Source organism: Pseudomonas sp. TH06, from assembly GCF_016651305.1.
In the GTDB taxonomy this organism is placed as follows: Bacteria; Pseudomonadota; Gammaproteobacteria; order Pseudomonadales; family Pseudomonadaceae; genus Aquipseudomonas.
The window spans coordinates 4,678,745-4,697,402 of sequence record NZ_JAEKEC010000001.1; the positions used below are offsets into that span (position 1 = coordinate 4,678,745).

Consider the following 18,658-nt stretch of genomic DNA (forward strand, 5'->3'; position numbering starts at 1 on the left):
AAACCCAGCCACAAATCTCCTTGAATCGGGCTCAAGTCGCCAGCTTCAAGGAGATTTCGTCCATCAGCAATTTGACCCGCCGTGGCAGTGCATGGCTGGAAGGGTAGACAATTTGCAAGTCCACCCCTTGCAGTGAATAGGCCTCCAGCACCTCGATCAGTCGACCCGCTTTCAAGTCATCGCGCACGTCGATGTACGACTTGATACAGATACCATGACCGGCCAGACACCACTGCCGCACTTGATCGCCGTCATTGGCGATGCGCCGGCCCGACACCCGGACCTTGAAAGAACGACCATTGGCGCGGAACTGCCATTCGCGATGAATGTTGCTGCCAAAGCGCATCAGAATGCATTGCTGCTGCGCCAACTCCGATGGGTGTTGTGGCGTGCCATGAACACTCAGATAGGCCGGTGATGCACAGACAACGCGCCGTCCTTCGCTGAGCTTTCGCACACGCAGCGTACTGTCGGACAACGCGCCATAACGAATGGCAAAGTCGATGCCCTGGCCAGCAAGATCGAGGTAACCGTCAGTCAAGTTCAGGTCAAGGCTGACGTCAGGATTTTCTTCGAGAAATTGATCCAGAATGGGCACGAGACGATTTCGCCCCAGGTCAACCGGTGCACTCAGCCGTATCAGGCCGGAAATGCGTTCTGTGCCCAGTTTGATATTGCTCTCGATGTCTTCAGCGTCCGCCAGTAGTCGACGCGCACCCTCCACCAGAAGCCGTCCTTCATCCGTCAAGCTGATCGACCGGGTGGTACGGGTGAGCAATGTCGCCCCGTAATGCTTCTCCAAAGCCCCGAGTCGCTCCGAGACTGATGTCGGCGAAAGCCCTACCTCACGGCCTGCGGCCGACAGGCCACCTTTCTCGACAATCAACAAAAACAGCGCCAGATTTTCGAAGAGCATTATTCGGATTTCCCTGAATGCGATTGCGCTTTTCGCTGGATTCTACGCCATCTGAATCAGCGATAGCGTTCCTCCATTGTCTGGCTGGCGAGGGTTTCTCCAGGCCAAAGACATTCCTCAGCGTGTGAATAACCAGCCGTGGCACGAGGAGCGGCAGAGGGGCGCAATGCACCTGGCAGAGGCTCGTTATCAATTTTTCCTTAACAGTTATCAACTGGGCCGCTGATTATCAATTTGCAGTCGCTGCCACATGATCGGGTTATGCCAGCCCCATCAAGGAAAGCGAGTTTTATGCGAAGCGCTCGTCACACCACACCGTACCGCGCGCCATCGAGCGCCCTGCGATGACGCAGATCTTTGTGACCGAAACTCCTTTTATGGAGCGGCCTGTCGCCAGCCAGGCCGAAGCGATCATGACGGACTCGGCACTCGGCTGTTGCCGACTGTTGTTGCAGCTGAGTCAGCGCCATGAGGCGGATGTCGAGGCCGGACGGTTTCAGACTGACCTGCGCACCGCCGTTAGAGCCTACGGCACCGCCAATGACATTGACCTGCGTCTTGAGCGCCTGTCCTTGCGCAAGTTGACCCCCAAAATGCTGCCACTGGCCTGGCGAAACGAGGCCGGAGACTTTGCGGTGTTGGCCCGACTCTCCGAGACCCAGGCCTTGATCCAGTCTCCCTCGGCCGACACCCCGCAGGTGATCGAGCGCGAGCAACTGGCAGCGCAGTGGAGCGCGCAAGTGATCCGCGTGCGCCAGGGCGGACTGCGTTTCGATCTGTCCTGGTTTGTCCCTGAGTTATTGCGCCATCGGCGAGTGCTGGGCGAAGTGTTGCTGTGCTCTTTGCTGTTGCAAGTACTGGCGCTGGCCACACCGTTGTTTTTTCAGGCGGTGATGGACAAGGTTATGGTCCACCGGGCGCTGGCCACTCTGGATGTACTGGTGGTGACGCTGGTGGTCGTGGGCGTATTCGAAGTCCTGCTCAAGGGGCTGCGCGAATACTTGTCGGCGCATACCGCCAACCGCATCGACATTGGCCTCGGGGTCAAACTGTTCCGCCATCTGCTGGGCTTGCCGCTGCTGTATTTCAAGCAACGGCAGGTGGGCGCGATTATCACCCGGGTGCAGGAGCTGGACAGCATTCGCGAGTTCCTCACCGGCTCCTTGCTGACCCTGTGTGTCGACGTCGCGTTCACCCTGGTGTTCTTCGCGGTGATGGCGTGGATCTCCTGGCCGCTGACACTTTTGGTGCTGGCGACGTTGCCGGTGTATTTCCTGTTGGCTTGGGCCAGCAGCGGGCCGCTGGAAAAACGTATCGAACGGCAATTCCAGAGTGCTGCGCGCAACACAGCCTTTCTCAATGAAACCGTCAGCAGCAGCGAAACGATCAAGAGCCTCGCGGTAGAACCCCGGATGCAACGGCGCTGGGAGGCGCAGACCGCCGAGATGGTCGAGGCCGGGTTTGCCAGCCAATCGCTGGGCAGCGCGATCAGTCAGAGCGTGACGCTGCTGCAGAAGCTCACGGCCGTTGCCGTGATCTGTTGGGGGGCACACAAAGTGATCGGCCTGGAGCTGACGCTGGGCCAGTTGATCGCCTTCAACATGATGCTGTCCCACGTCAGTCAGCCGCTGGCCAAGCTGATTGATGTCTGGCAGCAATTCGTCCAGGTGCGGGTGTCGGTGGACAAGTTGGGGGACATGCTCAACCTGCCGGTGGAGCAAAGCCACGGCCAGCAACGCCCGGTCGCGGCGCTGCGCGGTGAAGTGCGTATCGAGCAATTGGCCTTCCGCTATCGCCCCGACCTCGATCTGGTGCTGCAGAATCTGGATCTGTACATCGCCCCCGGGCAGACCCTCGGCATCGTCGGGCCTTCCGGCTCGGGGAAAAGCACGCTCACGCGCTTGTTGCAGAAACTCTATGTGCCCGACGCAGGGCGCATCTTGATCGATGGTCAGCCGCTGCAAAAGCTGGAGCCGGGTTGGCTACGCAGCCAGATCGGCGTGGTGTTGCAGGAAAACTACCTGTTCAACCGCAGCGTGCGGCAAAACATCGCTCTGCGCCATCCGACCGCCAGCCTGGAAGACGTCATCGAGGCTGCGCGCCTGGCCGGCGCTCACGAATTCATCCTGCAATTACCCCTGGGTTACGACACGGTGCTGGCCGAGGCGGGCAGTTCGCTGTCCGGCGGCCAGCGTCAGCGCATGGCCATTGCCCGAGCGTTGATGGGCGATCCGCGACTCCTGATTTTCGATGAGGCCACCAGCGCCCTCGACGATGAATCCCAAGCCCTGATCCAAGACAATATGGCGCGGATCGCCGAGGGCCGCACGGTGATCATCATCGCGCACCGGCTGTCGGCGGTGCGTCACTGCCAACGCATCATTGCGCTGGAACAGGGGCAAATCAGCGAGTCCGGCAGCCACGTCGAACTCCTCGCCAACGGTGGTTGTTATGCACGGCTTTGGGCTTTGCAGCAGGCGCTGCTCAAGGAGGATGCATGATGGCCGGCTCTACACTCAAAGCCCTGCGACAAGCGTGGCGAGCATTACGCGCAGCCCCTGCCGTGCTCAAGCGCAGCAGGGACGAATATGAGTTTCAGCCCGGCTATCTGGAGATCGTCGAGCGGCCACCGGCCCCGTGGGCGCGGGCCACAGCCTTGTTGCTGATAGCGTCGGTCCTGCTGGCATTGGGCTGGGCAATTCTCGGGTTTCTCGATATCCACGCCAGCAGCACCGGCCGGCTGATGGTCTCCAGTTACACCAAAGTGATTCAGGCCCACGAGGCCGGCGAAGTCAGCGCGATCCACGTGCGAGACGGGCAACGCGTCAAAGCCGGCGAGCCTTTGGTGGCGCTGAACCCGATTGGCGTCGATGCCGAGTTGGGCGAGTTGCAGGCCCAGTTGGCCTTCAAGCTGCTGGAGCGGGCGCGGGCGCAGGCGTTATTGAACAACGACCCGCTGGGCAGTTATCAGCCGCCTGCTGGCTTGAATCCAGAGCAGGTGGCGACGGCAAGGGCGCAGCTGGCGAGCACCTGGCGCGAGATCAGCGCCAACCTCGACAGCCTGCGCGCCGAGATCAGTATCAATCACGCCAATCAGCGCGCACGCAGTGTGGAGATTGCCGCCCTGGGGAAACTCGCGAGCAATATTCGCCAACGCTTGAACGCCCGGCGGGCGATGGCGGCGGAGCAACTGATGCCGCAGGTCGAATTGCTTGAGCAGGAAAAAGAACAGTTGGAAGTCGAGCGCTCGCTGGCCCAGCAAAACGCCGAACTCCAGGTGCTCAAGGCTGAGGCACAGAACCGAGTCGAACAACGCGACAGCTTCCTCGCCAGGACCCAGCGCGAGCAGCACGATCTGCTCAACAGTACCCATCAGGACATCGCCGTACTCGAGCAGCAACTGATTCGTGGCCGTGACCGGCAACGCCTGCAAACCTTGCTGGCGCCAGTGGACGGAGTGGTCCAGCAACTGGCGGTGCACACCCTCGGTGGCGCGGTGCAACCGGCCCAGCAACTGCTGGTGATCGTGCCCGAAGGCGCCGAGCTGGATGCCGAGGTCATGGTGCTGAACAAGGACGTCGGCTTTGTCCGCGCCGGGCAACCGGTGGAGGTCAAGATTGATACTTTTCCCTATACCCGCTACGGCACTTTGCGCGGCACTGTCAGCCACGTCTCTGGTGACGCAATCAAGGACGAACAGCAGGGCCTGGTGTTTCCTGCACGCATCCGCCTGGACCGTGCCGCCATCGCCGTAGGTCAGGAATGGCTGACGTTGCAGGCGGGCATGAGTGTCACCGCAGAGATCCGCACCGGCGACCGCCGGGTGATCGACTACTTGCTCAGTCCCATCCAGCAGTATCAATCCGAAGCGTTGCGGGAGCGTTGAGCATGACTGATGCCTTTGCAGTTACGCCCGACCAGGCTCCGCTACTCCTCGATACCGGCTTGCAGGCCCTGGCATGGGCCGCGCGGCACTTTGATCTGAATATCAGCGTGGCGCAGTTGAGTCATCGCCTGGGACGTATTGAAGGTACGGCCGATCGCCTTGATCTGTGCCGCTGCGCCGGCTGGGTCGGCCTGCGGGCGCGCACCGTGCACAGCACGGCCCAGCGTCTGGAACATCTACCGCTACCGGCGCTGCTGGAAACCGTTCACGGCTGGGCAGTGCTCAACAGCATCGAAGAGGACCAGGTCGATATTTACTGGCCACTGGAAGATCGTTGCCAGACGCTACCCCGCGAAATGCTGAGGTCTGTCTGGCACGGCCAGACTCTGCTTTTGGCCGAGCGCCACACGGGCCTGAAGCCTCCGGCATTCAGCATTGCCTGGTTCCTGCCATCGATCCTCAAGCACCTGCGTCAGTTTCGCAGCGTGTTGCTTGTCTCGCTGATGTTGCAACTGGTCGCGCTGGTCACGCCGATGCTGTTCGAGAACATCATCGACCGCGTCCTGGTCAGTCGCGGTCTGTCCAGTTTGCAGGTGCTGGGTATTGCCCTGCTGGCGTTGGCGATATTCGAGCCGCTCTATGGCTTCATACGTTCGTGGTTGTTTTCCAACCTGGCCAGCAAGGTCAATGCCGAACTGTCGGCACGCCTGTATCAGCACTTGGTGCAGTTGCCGTTGGGCTATTTCCAGCAACGCCAGACGGGCGAGATCATCGCTCGCGTCGGTGAGATGCAGCAAATCCGTCAGTTCCTCACTGGCTCGGCGCTGACTCTGGTACTGGACCTGGCGTTCTGCGGGTTGTTTATCGGCGTGATGTACAGCTACGCGCCGACGCTGACCTGGGTGGTCGTCGGCTCCCTTGCGTTGTATTTCCTGTTCTGGTTGTGCGTGGGGCCGTTGCTGCGCAGTCGGGCGCTGCGCGAATACGAGCTGGGTGCTGATAACACGGCTTTTCTGACCGAGGCCGTGACGGGCATCGAGACCATCAAAACCGGCGCCACCGAAGGGTTGTTCCAACAGCAGTGGCAACGCCAGTTGGCCGCTTACGTGCGCGCTGCTTTCTCGACCCGTCTGGTCGGAATCTGGGCGGGGCAGGGCATTGGCCTGATCCAGAAACTCACTTCGGCAATCTTGCTGTGGTGGGGCGTGACCCTGGTGATGGACGGGCAGATAACCCCGGGCCAACTGGTGGCGTTCAATATGCTCGCCGGTCATGTGGTGGAACCGATCCTTCGTCTGGCTCAGGTCTGGCAGGACTTCCAGCACACCCTGATTTCGCTGCGGCGCTTGGGCGACATCCTTGAAACCGAGTGCGAAAGCGGCAGCGGTGGTCTGGCCTCGGTGCCGGCATTGGCGGGGAGCATGAGCTTTCAAGGCGTGCGCTTTCGCTATGACGAAGACGGCCAGGAAATACTGCGCAATCTCAATCTGGACATCCAGCCCGGGGAATTTGTCGGCATCACCGGCCCCTCGGGTTCCGGCAAATCGACCCTGACCCGCTTGTTGCAACGCCTCTATGTGCCACAGCACGGCCGCGTGCTGGTGGATGGCATCGACCTGGCCATCGCCGACCCCGTGGCGCTACGTCGCAACATGAGCGTGGTGCTGCAGGAAAGCGTGCTGTTCGCCGGCAGCATCGCCGAAAACATCCGGCTCTGTCGGCCACAAGCCACGGATGCCGAGGTGCACGAAGCGGCGGCTCTGGCCGGTGCTGATGAGTTTATCCAGGCCCTGGGCCAGGGCTATGACACCCAGGTCGGCGAGCGCGGCGGCCAGCTTTCCGGTGGTCAGCGCCAGCGCATCGCTCTGGCCCGAGCCCTGCTGACCCAGCCGGCCATTCTGTTGCTCGACGAAGCCACCAGCGCTTTGGACTACGAGTCCGAAGCCGCGGTCATGGCTAACCTGCACCGCATCGCCCAGGGCCGCACGGTGATCAGCGTTGCCCATCGCCTCAATACCTTGCGCCACGCCTCGCGAATTCTGGTGATCGACAAAGGCCAGGTGGTGGAGCAGGGCAGTCATGAACAGTTGCTCGACCTGGACGGGGTGTATGCCCGGCAGTGGGCATTGCAGATGAAGGATTGACGAAAAGACTGTCGGCGCCAAGGACGATTGAAAGCGCCACTTATTTTTATTCGGACGAAGAGAAGGTAACGGGGTGAATACTATGAAGTTCAATCAAGAAGGTATTAAAGCCGACCAGGCATCAGGCGTTCCACAAGCACTGGTGGACGAATATAAAACCATCGCCAAAAACAATAAAACCATCTTGTTGTTCAGACTGGTCAATCCGTTTTCCACCGGGCTGATCAGTGAGGGGAGCAGCACCAAAAACCTCCAGGTTCACGCGAAGTCTGCCGATTGGGGGCCACAGTCTGGCTATATTCCCGCGGATCCGTCGTTGTCCAAGCTCTGGGACGGCATTACCGCCGTATTTGAAAAGGCGAAAGCTGATGTCAGCCACAGCCTTGAGCTGGGGTATACATCGCCGCAGTTGAAGTTGAGTGAGCAGCGATTTCAATTTCTGCTGCAATCCAGGCTGATCAGCACGATCAAACCGGATGGCACTTTTTCAGTGTTCGGAAAAGGAGAGGGCGCTTTTGAGTTTCGTGCGGTCGCCGAGGGCAGTCATTACGCTATCAGTTACCGACGCCCGGGTGAGTCTGCCTACACAGCGCTGCGCATACTGGCAGACCGCAAAGGTAGCCCGTTGACGGCGGACATCGATATGTTTGCCATTGTTCCGCACTTGTCGAACTTCGCCGATCCCGTGTCCTCCGGGGCCACCGTGGTTGAAGCTGGGCAAAAAAAATCTTCGGTGATGTGGAGCAAAGCGGTGGAAGGCGCATTGAGAAGCCTCGGCGCTGCTGAGCGTCGGACCACTCATGACATGCTCGGAACCATCAGCGACTTTGAGCTCAATATCCGATACCTGATGAATGACGCTGCCCTGTCATTGGGCATGAAAGAGGTCGTCAATCATGGCACCGAGCAAGATAATCCGTATCCCGAAAAAGACGAATTCATTTACGGGATCGATCCGGGAGGGGCGTCGTTCATCGCCACGCGAGCGCAATTAAAAGACTATATCGCCGAGCAACGCAGAGAGGGTTTTGTCTTTCATGAAAACCGCAAGTACTCCGCAACCGCCTTGCAGATTATCCAGGACGCCGCGACTGATCAGTCGAAGTTGATTACATCGCAGGTTGTTCCAAAAATGCAGGCCAGGCGCCTGGCCTCTTATCTGAACGAACTAAAAGCGGTGTTTTCGCCCTCGGGCACCTTCCCTGATCGCAAATCCCTGGATCGCGGCCCTGTCGGACGGCTCAGTGAACGCTTTGAGGTGATTGGCGAGGTGCATGATCTGCTGAGCAAGCACCTGCTCGAAAGCGGTGTGACTCCAGCAGCGAATGCCGGGCGGCTCACCAGAAGTGAACTCGACGCATTGAATCTCGGCGGGTTGGAAAAGGCCCTTGTCGAACGTGTCAGCGCGATGCCGTTACCCGCCGGTACCACGTTGACTCAAAGCCAGATCGCGCGAATCGCGAACCTCGCGGTCGACGGCATTATTCGACAGAACTTCCGCAAGCTCACGGAATTGATGACCTATCTTGGATCACTGGATTTTCCCTTTGAATCAGGAATGAATACTGACCTGCTGCTGGCGTCCGGTGGCGCGGTAAATGCGCAGTATCAGGCGGCGTTGAATGAGCGGATGGCGGCAGAAGGCAAGCCGCTGGTAGCGACGCCGAATGATATGGCGGCTATTGGTTTCGTGCAGAAAATAGCAGAGAGCCTGACCCAGGCTGTCAATGCCCCAGCGTCTGCTACAAACGAGGCGATCAAGAAAGCCACGAGTCAAGGGCATCGGGACATGGAGGGTTATTTGCGCTCGGTGAGTGCGACCTTCGCTGCTGATGCTTACGGCACCGTCTATGTGGCGCCAGATGCCGGGGGCAAGTTCGACGGCACTTTCTGGAATGCCGATCTACCGATGTTGCGTGCCTTGCAGAAGTCGGGGCTGATCGGCGACATCAGGGTTTTGCATGAACCGGCTGATACATATCACGGCAAACAGCTCAAGGATGTCGGATCGCTGCTGACCGCACAGGATACCGAGTTACAGGTCAATTCCAGGAGTCTGGTAGAACCGGTGTATCTGGAGGTGCTCGCCGGCATGCACAAACGATGGGTTCAAGGCGAACCCATGGCTGACCTGATCAGTTTGCATGGCGAAGTGAAAGGTTATATCGACCTTAATCCGAAATCCGCACGTAATAAGGCATTGCACCTGCTGCTCGAGCAAACGGGGAACAAGCTGCTGGAACTCGATGCCATGGATCGCATGGATGCGGGTAGCCGAGTTAAAGCGGCCAAGGCTAACCGCTTGGGTGAATCGCAAATCTGGAGCCGTGAACAACTGACTGCTCATACAGCGGTTTTTGGCAAGACACGGGAGGAATCCTACCTGCGCATTCTGTCGCTGCTCGATGCATGGCAAGGCCACCGGCAGTCTGACTCATTCCCGATCCAGGCTGACAAAAACGGCGAGTTCGTCGCTTATTTGCCTTTTAAAGGCGACGTTATAGACCAGTACTCAAATCAGATTGCAAGCAAACCGGCTTTCGAAATGTTGCGCGGCATGTGGTCCGATATCGAGGTAATCAACGATGCCGCCGCTGGCAAAGCCACGTTCAAGTTCAAGACAGGCGCGCAGACCGAGATCACGTTCAGTCCCGCCAACACGCTGGCACAGGCGTTTGCCCAGCAAAAGCAATTGGCGAATCTGCAAATTATCCTGTTCATGAGCTTCAAGTCGGAGACCATGCCCGCGCAAATCGCGATCCAGGGCGATCAGATTACTGCCAGCAAAAACATCGGCGATACGCCCACGGTCATCTCCAAAGCTCAGAATGACGGCTCATGGAGCACGCCGACGAGCGAAGCGCTGCTGGCGGTAAGGCGTGATGCCCCCGCGAGTTCAACGCCTGTGGTGTCAAGCCGGTACGTCGACCGTTGGGCTACGCCTGTGGTTCAAGGCAACCCGGAAGGCAGCGATAGCCAGTACGCGGCGCAAATCATTGTTCAGACCCAGAATGACGAACCCGTGGCTCGCGCTGCTGTCCGTTTGGCGGGCAAGCACCCTGACAGCTCTTTGGTGATACAACTTGATGCCGATGGCAATATGCGGCTGGTCTACGGTGATCCAGCGATCTTCCAGAAGCTTGGCGCAATCGACAGAGTGCGCTGGCAGATTGTCGGACACGGTGAGGGGCCGGTCGGCGCGCGCACGCTCGGTGATCTGGATGCTGCCCAGTGGTCACAGCACATTCGCCGTTTTCAGCAAAGCCTTTACGACGAATACAGCATCAGTTCGGTGCCGGCGCGGATCAGCCTTGTCGGTTGCGCGGTCGAAGACGCGGACCTGCTCGGTGGTTTTGGGCACAAGCTGGTGGAAGCCTTGCAAATCCCGGGTCTCGAAATATCGGCCCGCAGTGCCAACGTCGTTGTCCAGGCAAACGGAATCAAGACCACCAGGGATGCCAACGACGAGTTGAGGCATAAAGACCCTAGGCATAAGGTCGTGCTGGAATGGAGCCAGGACCAAGGCGTGACCGAGGTTTTCGAGGCGCTGCCCTCACGGGCACTGCTGGGGCGCGATGGTATCGACGTAGGGGCCTTGCTCGACGACCTGCGGCTGGGTCGGGTTGCATTGGAGCAGTTGGGGGCAGCGCAGAATTATGTCCTGACGCTGCTGTTCCCCGGGGACAATGACGAATTGGATCAGGCGCAATTGCGTAGCGTTCTGGAAGATGCAAGTACCTTTAAAATCTTGCAGGACCTGCTGGCCCGGATGTTCAAAAACCCTGGTAGCAAGGTTGATCCGGCCAGCGTGGATGCCGCTGATCTGGTCCGCCAGGCTTTCGATATCAATGGGCAAATCAATGCCGGATCGGCGAGTGCGCGCGGCGATTTGGGCGGTCGTGCAGGCAGCATCGATATCCGTCAGTTCGCCGCCAACCCCGCGCTCTTTGCCAAGACCCATGCCCTGAGTGTCGAGACGCTGGTCAGCGCAGGACGGTTGCCGGACCAGGCTTTTGCCAAGTTGATCAAGATGAACGCCGGTGTGTACGAGGTCGAATACACCGCGACCAGTGGCCCTGACACCGTGCCGGCTTACTTCCTTGGTTACAACGGCCCCAATCAGGGCAACGCGTCGCCGGCCTACATCGATATCCCCAAACAGGCCGCAGCCGGGAGCTTTCTGTTCACCGGTACGTTGTCAGGCTGCTCGCTGGTGGTGACCAGCCTGGATGCCAATACTTTCCGGGTCTACCACGATGGCCGGGTCAACAGTTCCGTGCTCTACGACAATGTGGTGATGTCGGTGGACTGGAACGACTACCGGATCGGCGCTACGGCGGAAGGGATCGCTGCGGCGTACCTGCAGTTCGTCGATGGTCAATGGCAGTTGGCGGTCCAGCGCCAGGCGTATCACGGCACTGACAGGGCCCTCTCGCCAACACTGCGGGTCATGGAAGAACCGCTGTCGATCCAGCACGCCGATAGCCAGATCGGGCCGCGCAAACTGGCCGAATTCACTGACTATCGCGAACAGGTACACCAGCGACTGAAGAAACTGGCCGGCCAGTTCGCTGTGTCTGCCGACGGCGTCACGGACGGTGTATACAGCGGGGGAGCGTTCTCTTACGACCATCCGGCAATTGCCGCATGGACTGCCTTGCGTCGTGAGGTCAATCGTAAGTATTTGCTTGAGATCGACCAATTGAAGGCTCAGCGCGACGAGCTTTATAAACAGCGCAGTACCGCGTCGCGGCCACAATTGATCGATCAACAGATCAAGCAGAACCTCCTTACCCATGAATATTACAAGGCGCAGTTCGACACGGTCTTGCGTGAGAGCGGTTCGGTCGACCGAAGCTGGCTATGGACGCAGATCAAGGCCAAGGAGGGAATGCCTGGCGTCCTCCGTTTTGACGATACCGACCTGCGGGGTGGAGACCAGGATGCTACCAGCAGCCTGGGCGAGCGCTATGCAAACGTCGAGGCGTACCAGCGAGGCGCATTGGACGTTGAGTTCATGCAGGGATTACGCGCTTTTCGCGACATCAGTATTCCTGGCGTAACCCAGAAAATGTCGGCGCTGGACCTGAAACAGCTGTTTCTCGAGGGGCAACTCACCGCGCAACAACGGGGAGCCTTGAGCGCTCGCATCGAAGAAATCAGTCAGGCCGAAAACATTGAAAAGATACTGAAACGTGCAGCATTGCTGAGTGAGGGCTTAAAGCACGCGGGAAGTACGTTCAGTCAACTGGCCCCGCAGGATTTCTTTCTGTCACTGGTCGGTGATGGGTTCGGTGGCCGCTGCTATCCATTGGTCAGGGCGATGGCGGTGGCACTGGCCGACGCTGGCTCTACAGGCATCAACAGTCTGGTGCAAAAACTTTTCCTGGCGGCCGCGGAGCCGCAAGCAGGGAGTTCGACGTTGCTCAAGAACAGTCTGGTCAGGCTGCATTCCAATGGTGATACGGTGCAGGCGTCTACAACGATCGGCAAACTGAATTTGGCCGATGTGGTCGGGCGTCTCAAAGGGGCGACCGGTACCTCGACATTTGCCCTCAATACCCGCAATCACTCAATGCTGGTAGCGAGCACGGTTATGGCCAAGGGCCGTCGCTATTATTTCTATGATCCAAACGTCGGGATCTTTGCCTATGACGATACAGCCAGCTTTCTCAAGGCAATGGAGCAGCATCTGGTAGGCCGAGGGCTGGCAGATTTTTACGGCGCATTCGGCAGCAAGCAGTCTCCGGAATTCAATCTGGTTCAGATCGATGCCGACAAGATGGCCAAAGTCCAGGTAGGTAATGGCCTGGAAGTGGCCGACCTGAGCCGTCCAGGCGAACTGGCGACACTGATCGATCAGCGTCGGCAAGTGCAGGAAACCGTAAGCGTCCAGTCACGAATTGCCGAAGATATGCAGTTGCGCGGTAGCCTGGTGACCCTTGATGTTGAGCAATGGGGCGCCAGATTTGCCGAGTCCAGCACGCGGCTTGCGACGGAAAATGGCCTTGACCCGCGCTGGATGCCGGTCATCGCCACGACCGAGGACCAGGGTGCAGGCAATTATCGGGTGCAATTCATCAACCGTGATCAGCCGGAGCAGAGCCGCTGGCTGAACACCCGGGATTCGAACTTTACCGAATTTCGTCGTTTTATCGATGTACACACCGCTACTTTGGGCAAGCACTTCACCCTCGAGCGTGGGCAGATGCGGCCTCGGGGCAGCGTGGCTGAGGCCGGTTCGATTGATGGCCTTAACGCCGGATTTGCCTTGCAGACACTGATCCAGTGGTTCGCCGACAAGCAGCGTGACGCCAGCGCCCGTGGTGTCGATTCGACTGATCTGGCAACTGCACTGAAGATCCATGGCTACCTCAATATGGTCCAGATGGGCCATGGGGTTTTGCAGGACGTGGGCAAGGTCACCGCGCTGGTACGCACCGCGCTGCGTGGCGAAGTTGTCGCCGGCGAGGCCACTCTCAAGGACTTCGCGTCGACGCTGGGCCACACCGTCAGTGAAGGGGCTGGCGTGATCTTTGGCGGCGGTATGGTGATCCTCGACGCCTATGAGTTGGCCCATGCTGAAAATGAAACCCAGAAGGCAGTGTTCGGCACTCAACTGACCTTTGATTCGGCGAGCTTCATCACCGGTGCCGCAGGTGTCGGTGCGGGGATGCTGGGCGCCACGACGGCAGGTGCCTTGCTGGGCGGGGCCGGAGTGATCGTTGGTGGGCTAGCTGTAGGTTTTACCGCATTGGCTCAGGCCTTTGGGCCGGTCGCCGAGGATGCCAAGGCGGTGGGGCGTTACTTCAATACGGTCGACGATGCCTACAAGGGCCATGGCTACCGCTATGATCAAGCGCATAAAGTGTTGGTGCCACTGCCCGGGGCGGTGGTCAAGACGCTCGACCTGCAACGCAACCAGATCAGCTTCGACAGTCAGTACATCTACCGCACCCATTCCGGCCCGAGCGGCTCTGGCGAAATCAATTATTTCGTGTGGGCCGGCGATTATCCGGTAATGGTCCGAGACCGCAATCAAGCAATCGAAATACGCAGCGGAATCGGCTACCGGGATGCAACCTACACACTCGACCACGGCGAGAGCAACGTGGTGATTCTCCCAAGTACGCCCAAGTCCTACATCAGCTATGAATACGAGCAGTTGCCTTTTGTGACCGCTCGCCACGATGCTGGTTTCGATGTGATCCGACGCCTTGAGCGCGACAAACGTTTCGACTATGACTTCTACATTTTTCCTGCCGAGCGGACGATCCGCAAAATTTCTCAAGAATATGTAGCGACCTCAGTCGAGGTGAAACTTGATCAGCGTAACCGGCAATTGATCGTGCCCGAGTTGCCCAAAGAGCTTCACGGTTTCATGAGCTACGAGATCAAGGGTGCGGGCGGCGAGTATCTGGTGAGCCTCAAGGAAGGCGCATGGTTGAAACTCACGAGCGAGACGCCGGCTTTCGATCCGAATATCAAGGTCGAGATCCATCAACTCGATAGCACGGTGGGGGGCGGTGTTCCATACAGCCTGGTGGGCAACACGCCTTCGCGCTGGATCATCGACACTAGCCGACTCGCTGGAGGCAACATTCAGGTCCTGCGGGATCGGCTGGTGATCGGTGGAGTCAGTGTTCTGCTGGACCCGGCCACTAATGGACGGATACTGCTGGTCAATGGCAAGGGTGAAGTGCGTGAAGTCGATTTCACCGACCTGAGTGCTCGCGTGGTGTCCGAGGATGCGAGCAAGTGGCAAGCACCCGGCCAGGGAATCGAAAAACATCTGAAGGATCTGGCCAGCGCGCATCAGTTACATGGGCAGTATGTGGTAGTCGAAAACTACCAGCACAACGGGCGCAATCTTGGACGCGCTTACTACGACGTTGCCAAAGACCGCATGATGTTCACCGACACCTCCGAAGTGAAGGCCGGGAAGGCTCAGCTCGGCGCGGTGATAGGAGACTACGCCTACTTCCACGATGACGAGAACGCAGCGGCATGGCGCGTCGATATCGCCAGTGGCAAGGTCGACGCGCAGTACACACCATGGTTCAACGACAGCGTGGGCAAGATCAGTCGATTGTGGGCGGAGGGCGGAGAGGTCTATCTGGCGCGTCGGTATCAGATGAAAGACGGCCAGGGCGAACTCAGTTACCGCCTCGTCGGTGATCGTATGGAACTGGTCAGCGCTGTCGGCGACGATGCTTTGCTCAAACTGTTGGCGCGTACCCGTCAGCATGGCGATGCATTCATGAACTTGCTGCAAGGCTACGAAAGCTTCAGCACGCAGCGCGAAACTCCGGTTTACAAGGTCGGTGAGCGGCTCATTCATCCGGTTCCCGCCGCCCTGGTCACGGTGTTTGGAACCGATGCGGCGGGGGTGGCGCATCGTTATTGGATACGCACCGCCGATGGCATGCTGATCAAGCCGAATCTGGCACCGCCGGCGGATCAGGTTCTGCGTTTTGAAGCGCACGAGAGCACCCGCAGCGCCTGGACAATTCCGGCTGATCTGGTATTCGCGGGCAGTATTCCTCAGCCTGACGGGCAGGAAGTGTTTTTCTTCTACAGCAAGGCGCAAAAGGTCCTGTTCCGCCAGAACGGAGCAGGCCAGGCGATTCTCGATGCCAGTCATCCAACTGCCTTGCGCATGGATACTCCGGAGCTGGCGAACGTGTTGGCGCTGGAAGGCCAACTGCTTGCGGTCACTGTGGATGGGCGTGTGGCCCGGCTTGATGCGCGGGGCTCGCTGAACTACGAAGCTGTCAATGAGCATTGGCTCAAAGGGCGTCCGACGTGGTGGCTGGACTTGCCCAAGGTCTCCGGCACTGACGCCACCCTGGCCGTTTTCGGGGTCAAGGACCGCGACGGCCAAAGCGCGCTGTCGGTGTGGTACCACAGTGGTCGTGTGGTGGTGGCTGCGTCGTCATTGCAGGGCAAGCCATTGCAATTTGTCGGCTTTGAAGACGATGGGGTCACGGCACGGCTGTTCGAACCCGGCAGCGGCAAACTTTATCTCCAGCCCTCCATGGCGGCGGATACGTTGGCCACGGCATTCGGCAACGATGCAGTGCTGGACGCAGCGGCGAAAACGCCTGTCGCGAGCGAACTGACACCGACGATGCAGCTCAAGTCAGTGCTGCAAGTCGAGAACGGTTTGCGTCTGACAACGCACAGCGGCGAGATTTTGTTGCGCACCAACAAGGGCAACTTACAGCTGGTGGCAGTCGATGAAAAATGGCAGCAGGACAACCTGCCACGCTTGCCAAAAGCCCTCGCCGAGTTGGCCGGGCAGTGGCGGGCGAAGGGCGTGCTGACCTTGCAGGGCAAGGCAAGTCGAGGCTGGTTCGATATCGACAGTGGCCAGATGTTCTCCGGCAATGGCATCGCGGCCACGGACAACCTTGATTTTGTCGGGGTGGGCAAAGGCGAGCAGGCGGCCTATGTGTACAGTTCGACCGCCCAGGTTCTTTATCGGGTCAACAGCGAGGGCGCGCAGGCCTGGAATCACTTCACCGGGGTCGACCGTACCGATTCCTCCCTGTTGCTCCAGGGCACGGGGGGGGCAAGCGGCACAGACGAACTGGCACCACCGCTGATTACCGGGATCGATACGCTGGTGCTCCATGGTGGCGGTGGTCACGATACTTACCGCCTGAGCCAGAAGGCGTGGGGGCACTACCGAACCATCGTCATCGACAATGAAGACTCGGGCCTGGCGCTGGACCGCCTGATTCTGCCGCCGAACGTTTCGCCAGACATGCTGGTCAGCCGGCATGGCGACGACCTGATTCTGACTGACTCAGCGACGGGCACGGCACTGATGATCCGTAAGGTGCTCGGCGAGCAGGCAGCGGTGCATCGTCACCTGCAGATTGAACTGAAAAGCAACCGGGAGGTGATCGACATCAATTACCTGGCCAAGGACTTCGCTGGAAAGGAAAGTCTTCAGGACGGACTGGTCCAATTGTCCTGGAGCAAGCAGCAGTCCGCCAAGTCGTTAGATGAGGGGGTGGTTTTCGCACACACGAAGAGTCCGAATCTGGCCAAGTTGAGCGGCGTCATGGCGGCCTTCCCTGATGAGGGCGGTAGCCGCGAGAAACTGCCGATGAACCGCCAGAGTGTGCCAAGCGTTCTGGTGCCTTCGATGTCTTGATGGCGCAGAGGAGATGACAGGAGGAGCGCAATGCTCCTTCTGTCGCTGCGTACTTTCGATCCATTTTTTGCGGAACAACCCAGCACCATGAACCGATCAATAATTTTCTCACGGCAAGCCGTGGCCGGCTGGCTGCTGGTCGCTTGGCTGCCCGCCGCGCCAGCCATCGCCGCCGCCAGCGATCTCTGGCAGGTCTACCAGGATGCTCAACAGAACAACTCCGAACTGGCCGCAGCCCGTTTTGACCAGGCTGCCCGGTCCGAGGCTGTGCCCCAGGCAAGGGCCGCGTTGTTGCCGACATTTTCGGCTGGTGCGGAGATCAATAACAATGAGACCACACTGCAACAGCCTGCACAGCAGACCCGGCGCAGCGGTACCAGTTATCAAGCGACGCTGAATCAACCGCTGTTTCGCATTGATCGCTGGTTCAGCCTCAAGGCTGCCGAGGCGCAAAGTGAACAGGCATTGCTGGAGTTATCAGCGGCCGAGCAGAAGCTGATGCTCGACAGCGCTCAGGCTTATTTTGGCCTGCTCAAGGCGCAGGATGGTCTTGCCGCAAGCAAAGCCGAGGAGGCGGCGTTCAAGCGTCAACTCGAACAGGCTGACAGAGGGCTGCAATTGGGGGTGTCTGATCGCACCGATGTGCTGCAGGCCCAGGCCAGCCATGACACGGCACGGGCCAGTCGAATCGTCGCGCAGAAACAACTGGACGATGCCTTCGAAGCCCTGGATACCCTGAGCCACCAGCAATACCCGGCAATCCAGGGCGTGCGCCACGATATGCCAGTGTTGCTGCCCACACCCAACGATGCACGCGCCTGGGTCAACACCGCCATGCAACAAAACCTCACACTGCTGGCGAGCCGGCAGGCCCTGGAAGCCGCGCAGCAAACCCTGAGCGCGCGCAAGGGCGGGCATGCGCCTACCCTGGATGCGGTGCTGCGTTATCAGACCGGCGACAACGATAACCTCGGCTACGGTAACAGCAGCCTCAGAGGTGGCGGTTATGGCGGTGATGTCGAGCAGCGCTCGATCGGGCTGCAACTCAATATCCCGCTGTTCAGCGGTGGCCAGGTGAGTTCTCAGGTGCGCGAAGCGTATCACCGGCTGAACCAGCGCGATGCTCTCAACGATAACCTGCGTCGCCAGGTGGTCGAGCAGACCCGAAATCTGCACCGCGGTCTCAACAGCAGCGTCGAACAGATTCAGGCACGTCGCCAATCAATCATTTCCAACCAGGGCGCGGTGCTGGCCTCGCAGATGGGTTTCCAGGTCGGCACGCGCAATATCGTCGATGTGCTGGAGGCCCAGCGTCAGCTCTACAGCGCGGTGCGCGAGTACAACAACAGCCGATATGACTACATTCTCGATACACTGCGCCTGAAGCAGTCCGTCGGAACCTTGGCCCCTGAGGATCTTCGAGCGCTCTGCGACTACCTCAAGCCGGACTACGATCCGGATCGTGATTTCCTGCCACCGGAATTCCCCCGCCAATTGGCGAGACGCTGATCGAGGCGCAGCAGGTGGTGGAGGGTTACAGTGACGGG

Annotated in this window: 6 protein-coding genes; 5 read left to right on the plus strand and 1 reads right to left on the minus strand. The window is 59.2% G+C overall.

The features are described 5' to 3' along the window. Positions 1-31: 31 nt before the first annotated feature. The gene (locus tag JFT86_RS20905; protein ID WP_201233397.1) at positions 32-916 is read right to left on the minus strand and encodes a LysR family transcriptional regulator; all 885 of its coding nucleotides are present in this window, start codon (positions 914-916) and stop codon (positions 32-34) included. 377 nt (positions 917-1,293) lie between these two features. Here JFT86_RS20905 and JFT86_RS20910 point away from each other — a divergent pair, with 377 nt between their 5' ends. The 5 genes from JFT86_RS20910 (at position 1,294) to JFT86_RS20930 (ending at position 18,620) form a co-directional block, all read left to right on the plus strand. Next, positions 1,294-3,417 (plus strand): type I secretion system permease/ATPase, encoded by a 2,124-nt coding sequence (locus JFT86_RS20910; RefSeq protein WP_242489563.1) that lies wholly within the window; start codon positions 1,294-1,296, stop codon positions 3,415-3,417. Beyond that, the gene (locus JFT86_RS20915) at positions 3,417-4,802 is read left to right on the plus strand and encodes an HlyD family type I secretion periplasmic adaptor subunit (RefSeq protein WP_242489308.1); all 1,386 of its coding nucleotides are present in this window, start codon (positions 3,417-3,419) and stop codon (positions 4,800-4,802) included. Before JFT86_RS20910 ends, JFT86_RS20915 begins: the two co-directional genes overlap by 1 nt. Positions 4,803-4,804: 2 nt before the next feature. After that, on the plus strand, positions 4,805-6,946 hold the full coding sequence (locus JFT86_RS20920) for a type I secretion system permease/ATPase (RefSeq protein ID WP_201233399.1): 2,142 nt from the start codon (positions 4,805-4,807) through the stop codon (positions 6,944-6,946). 82 nt (positions 6,947-7,028) lie between these two features. After that, on the plus strand, positions 7,029-17,111 hold the full coding sequence (locus JFT86_RS20925; protein WP_201238145.1) for a TcdA/TcdB pore-forming domain-containing protein: 10,083 nt from the start codon (positions 7,029-7,031) through the stop codon (positions 17,109-17,111). Between the two features lie 87 nt (positions 17,112-17,198). Next, positions 17,199-18,620: a TolC family outer membrane protein gene (locus tag JFT86_RS20930; protein WP_201233401.1), complete on the plus strand. Its 1,422-nt coding sequence runs from the start codon at positions 17,199-17,201 to the stop codon at positions 18,618-18,620. Positions 18,621-18,658 lie beyond the last annotated feature (38 nt).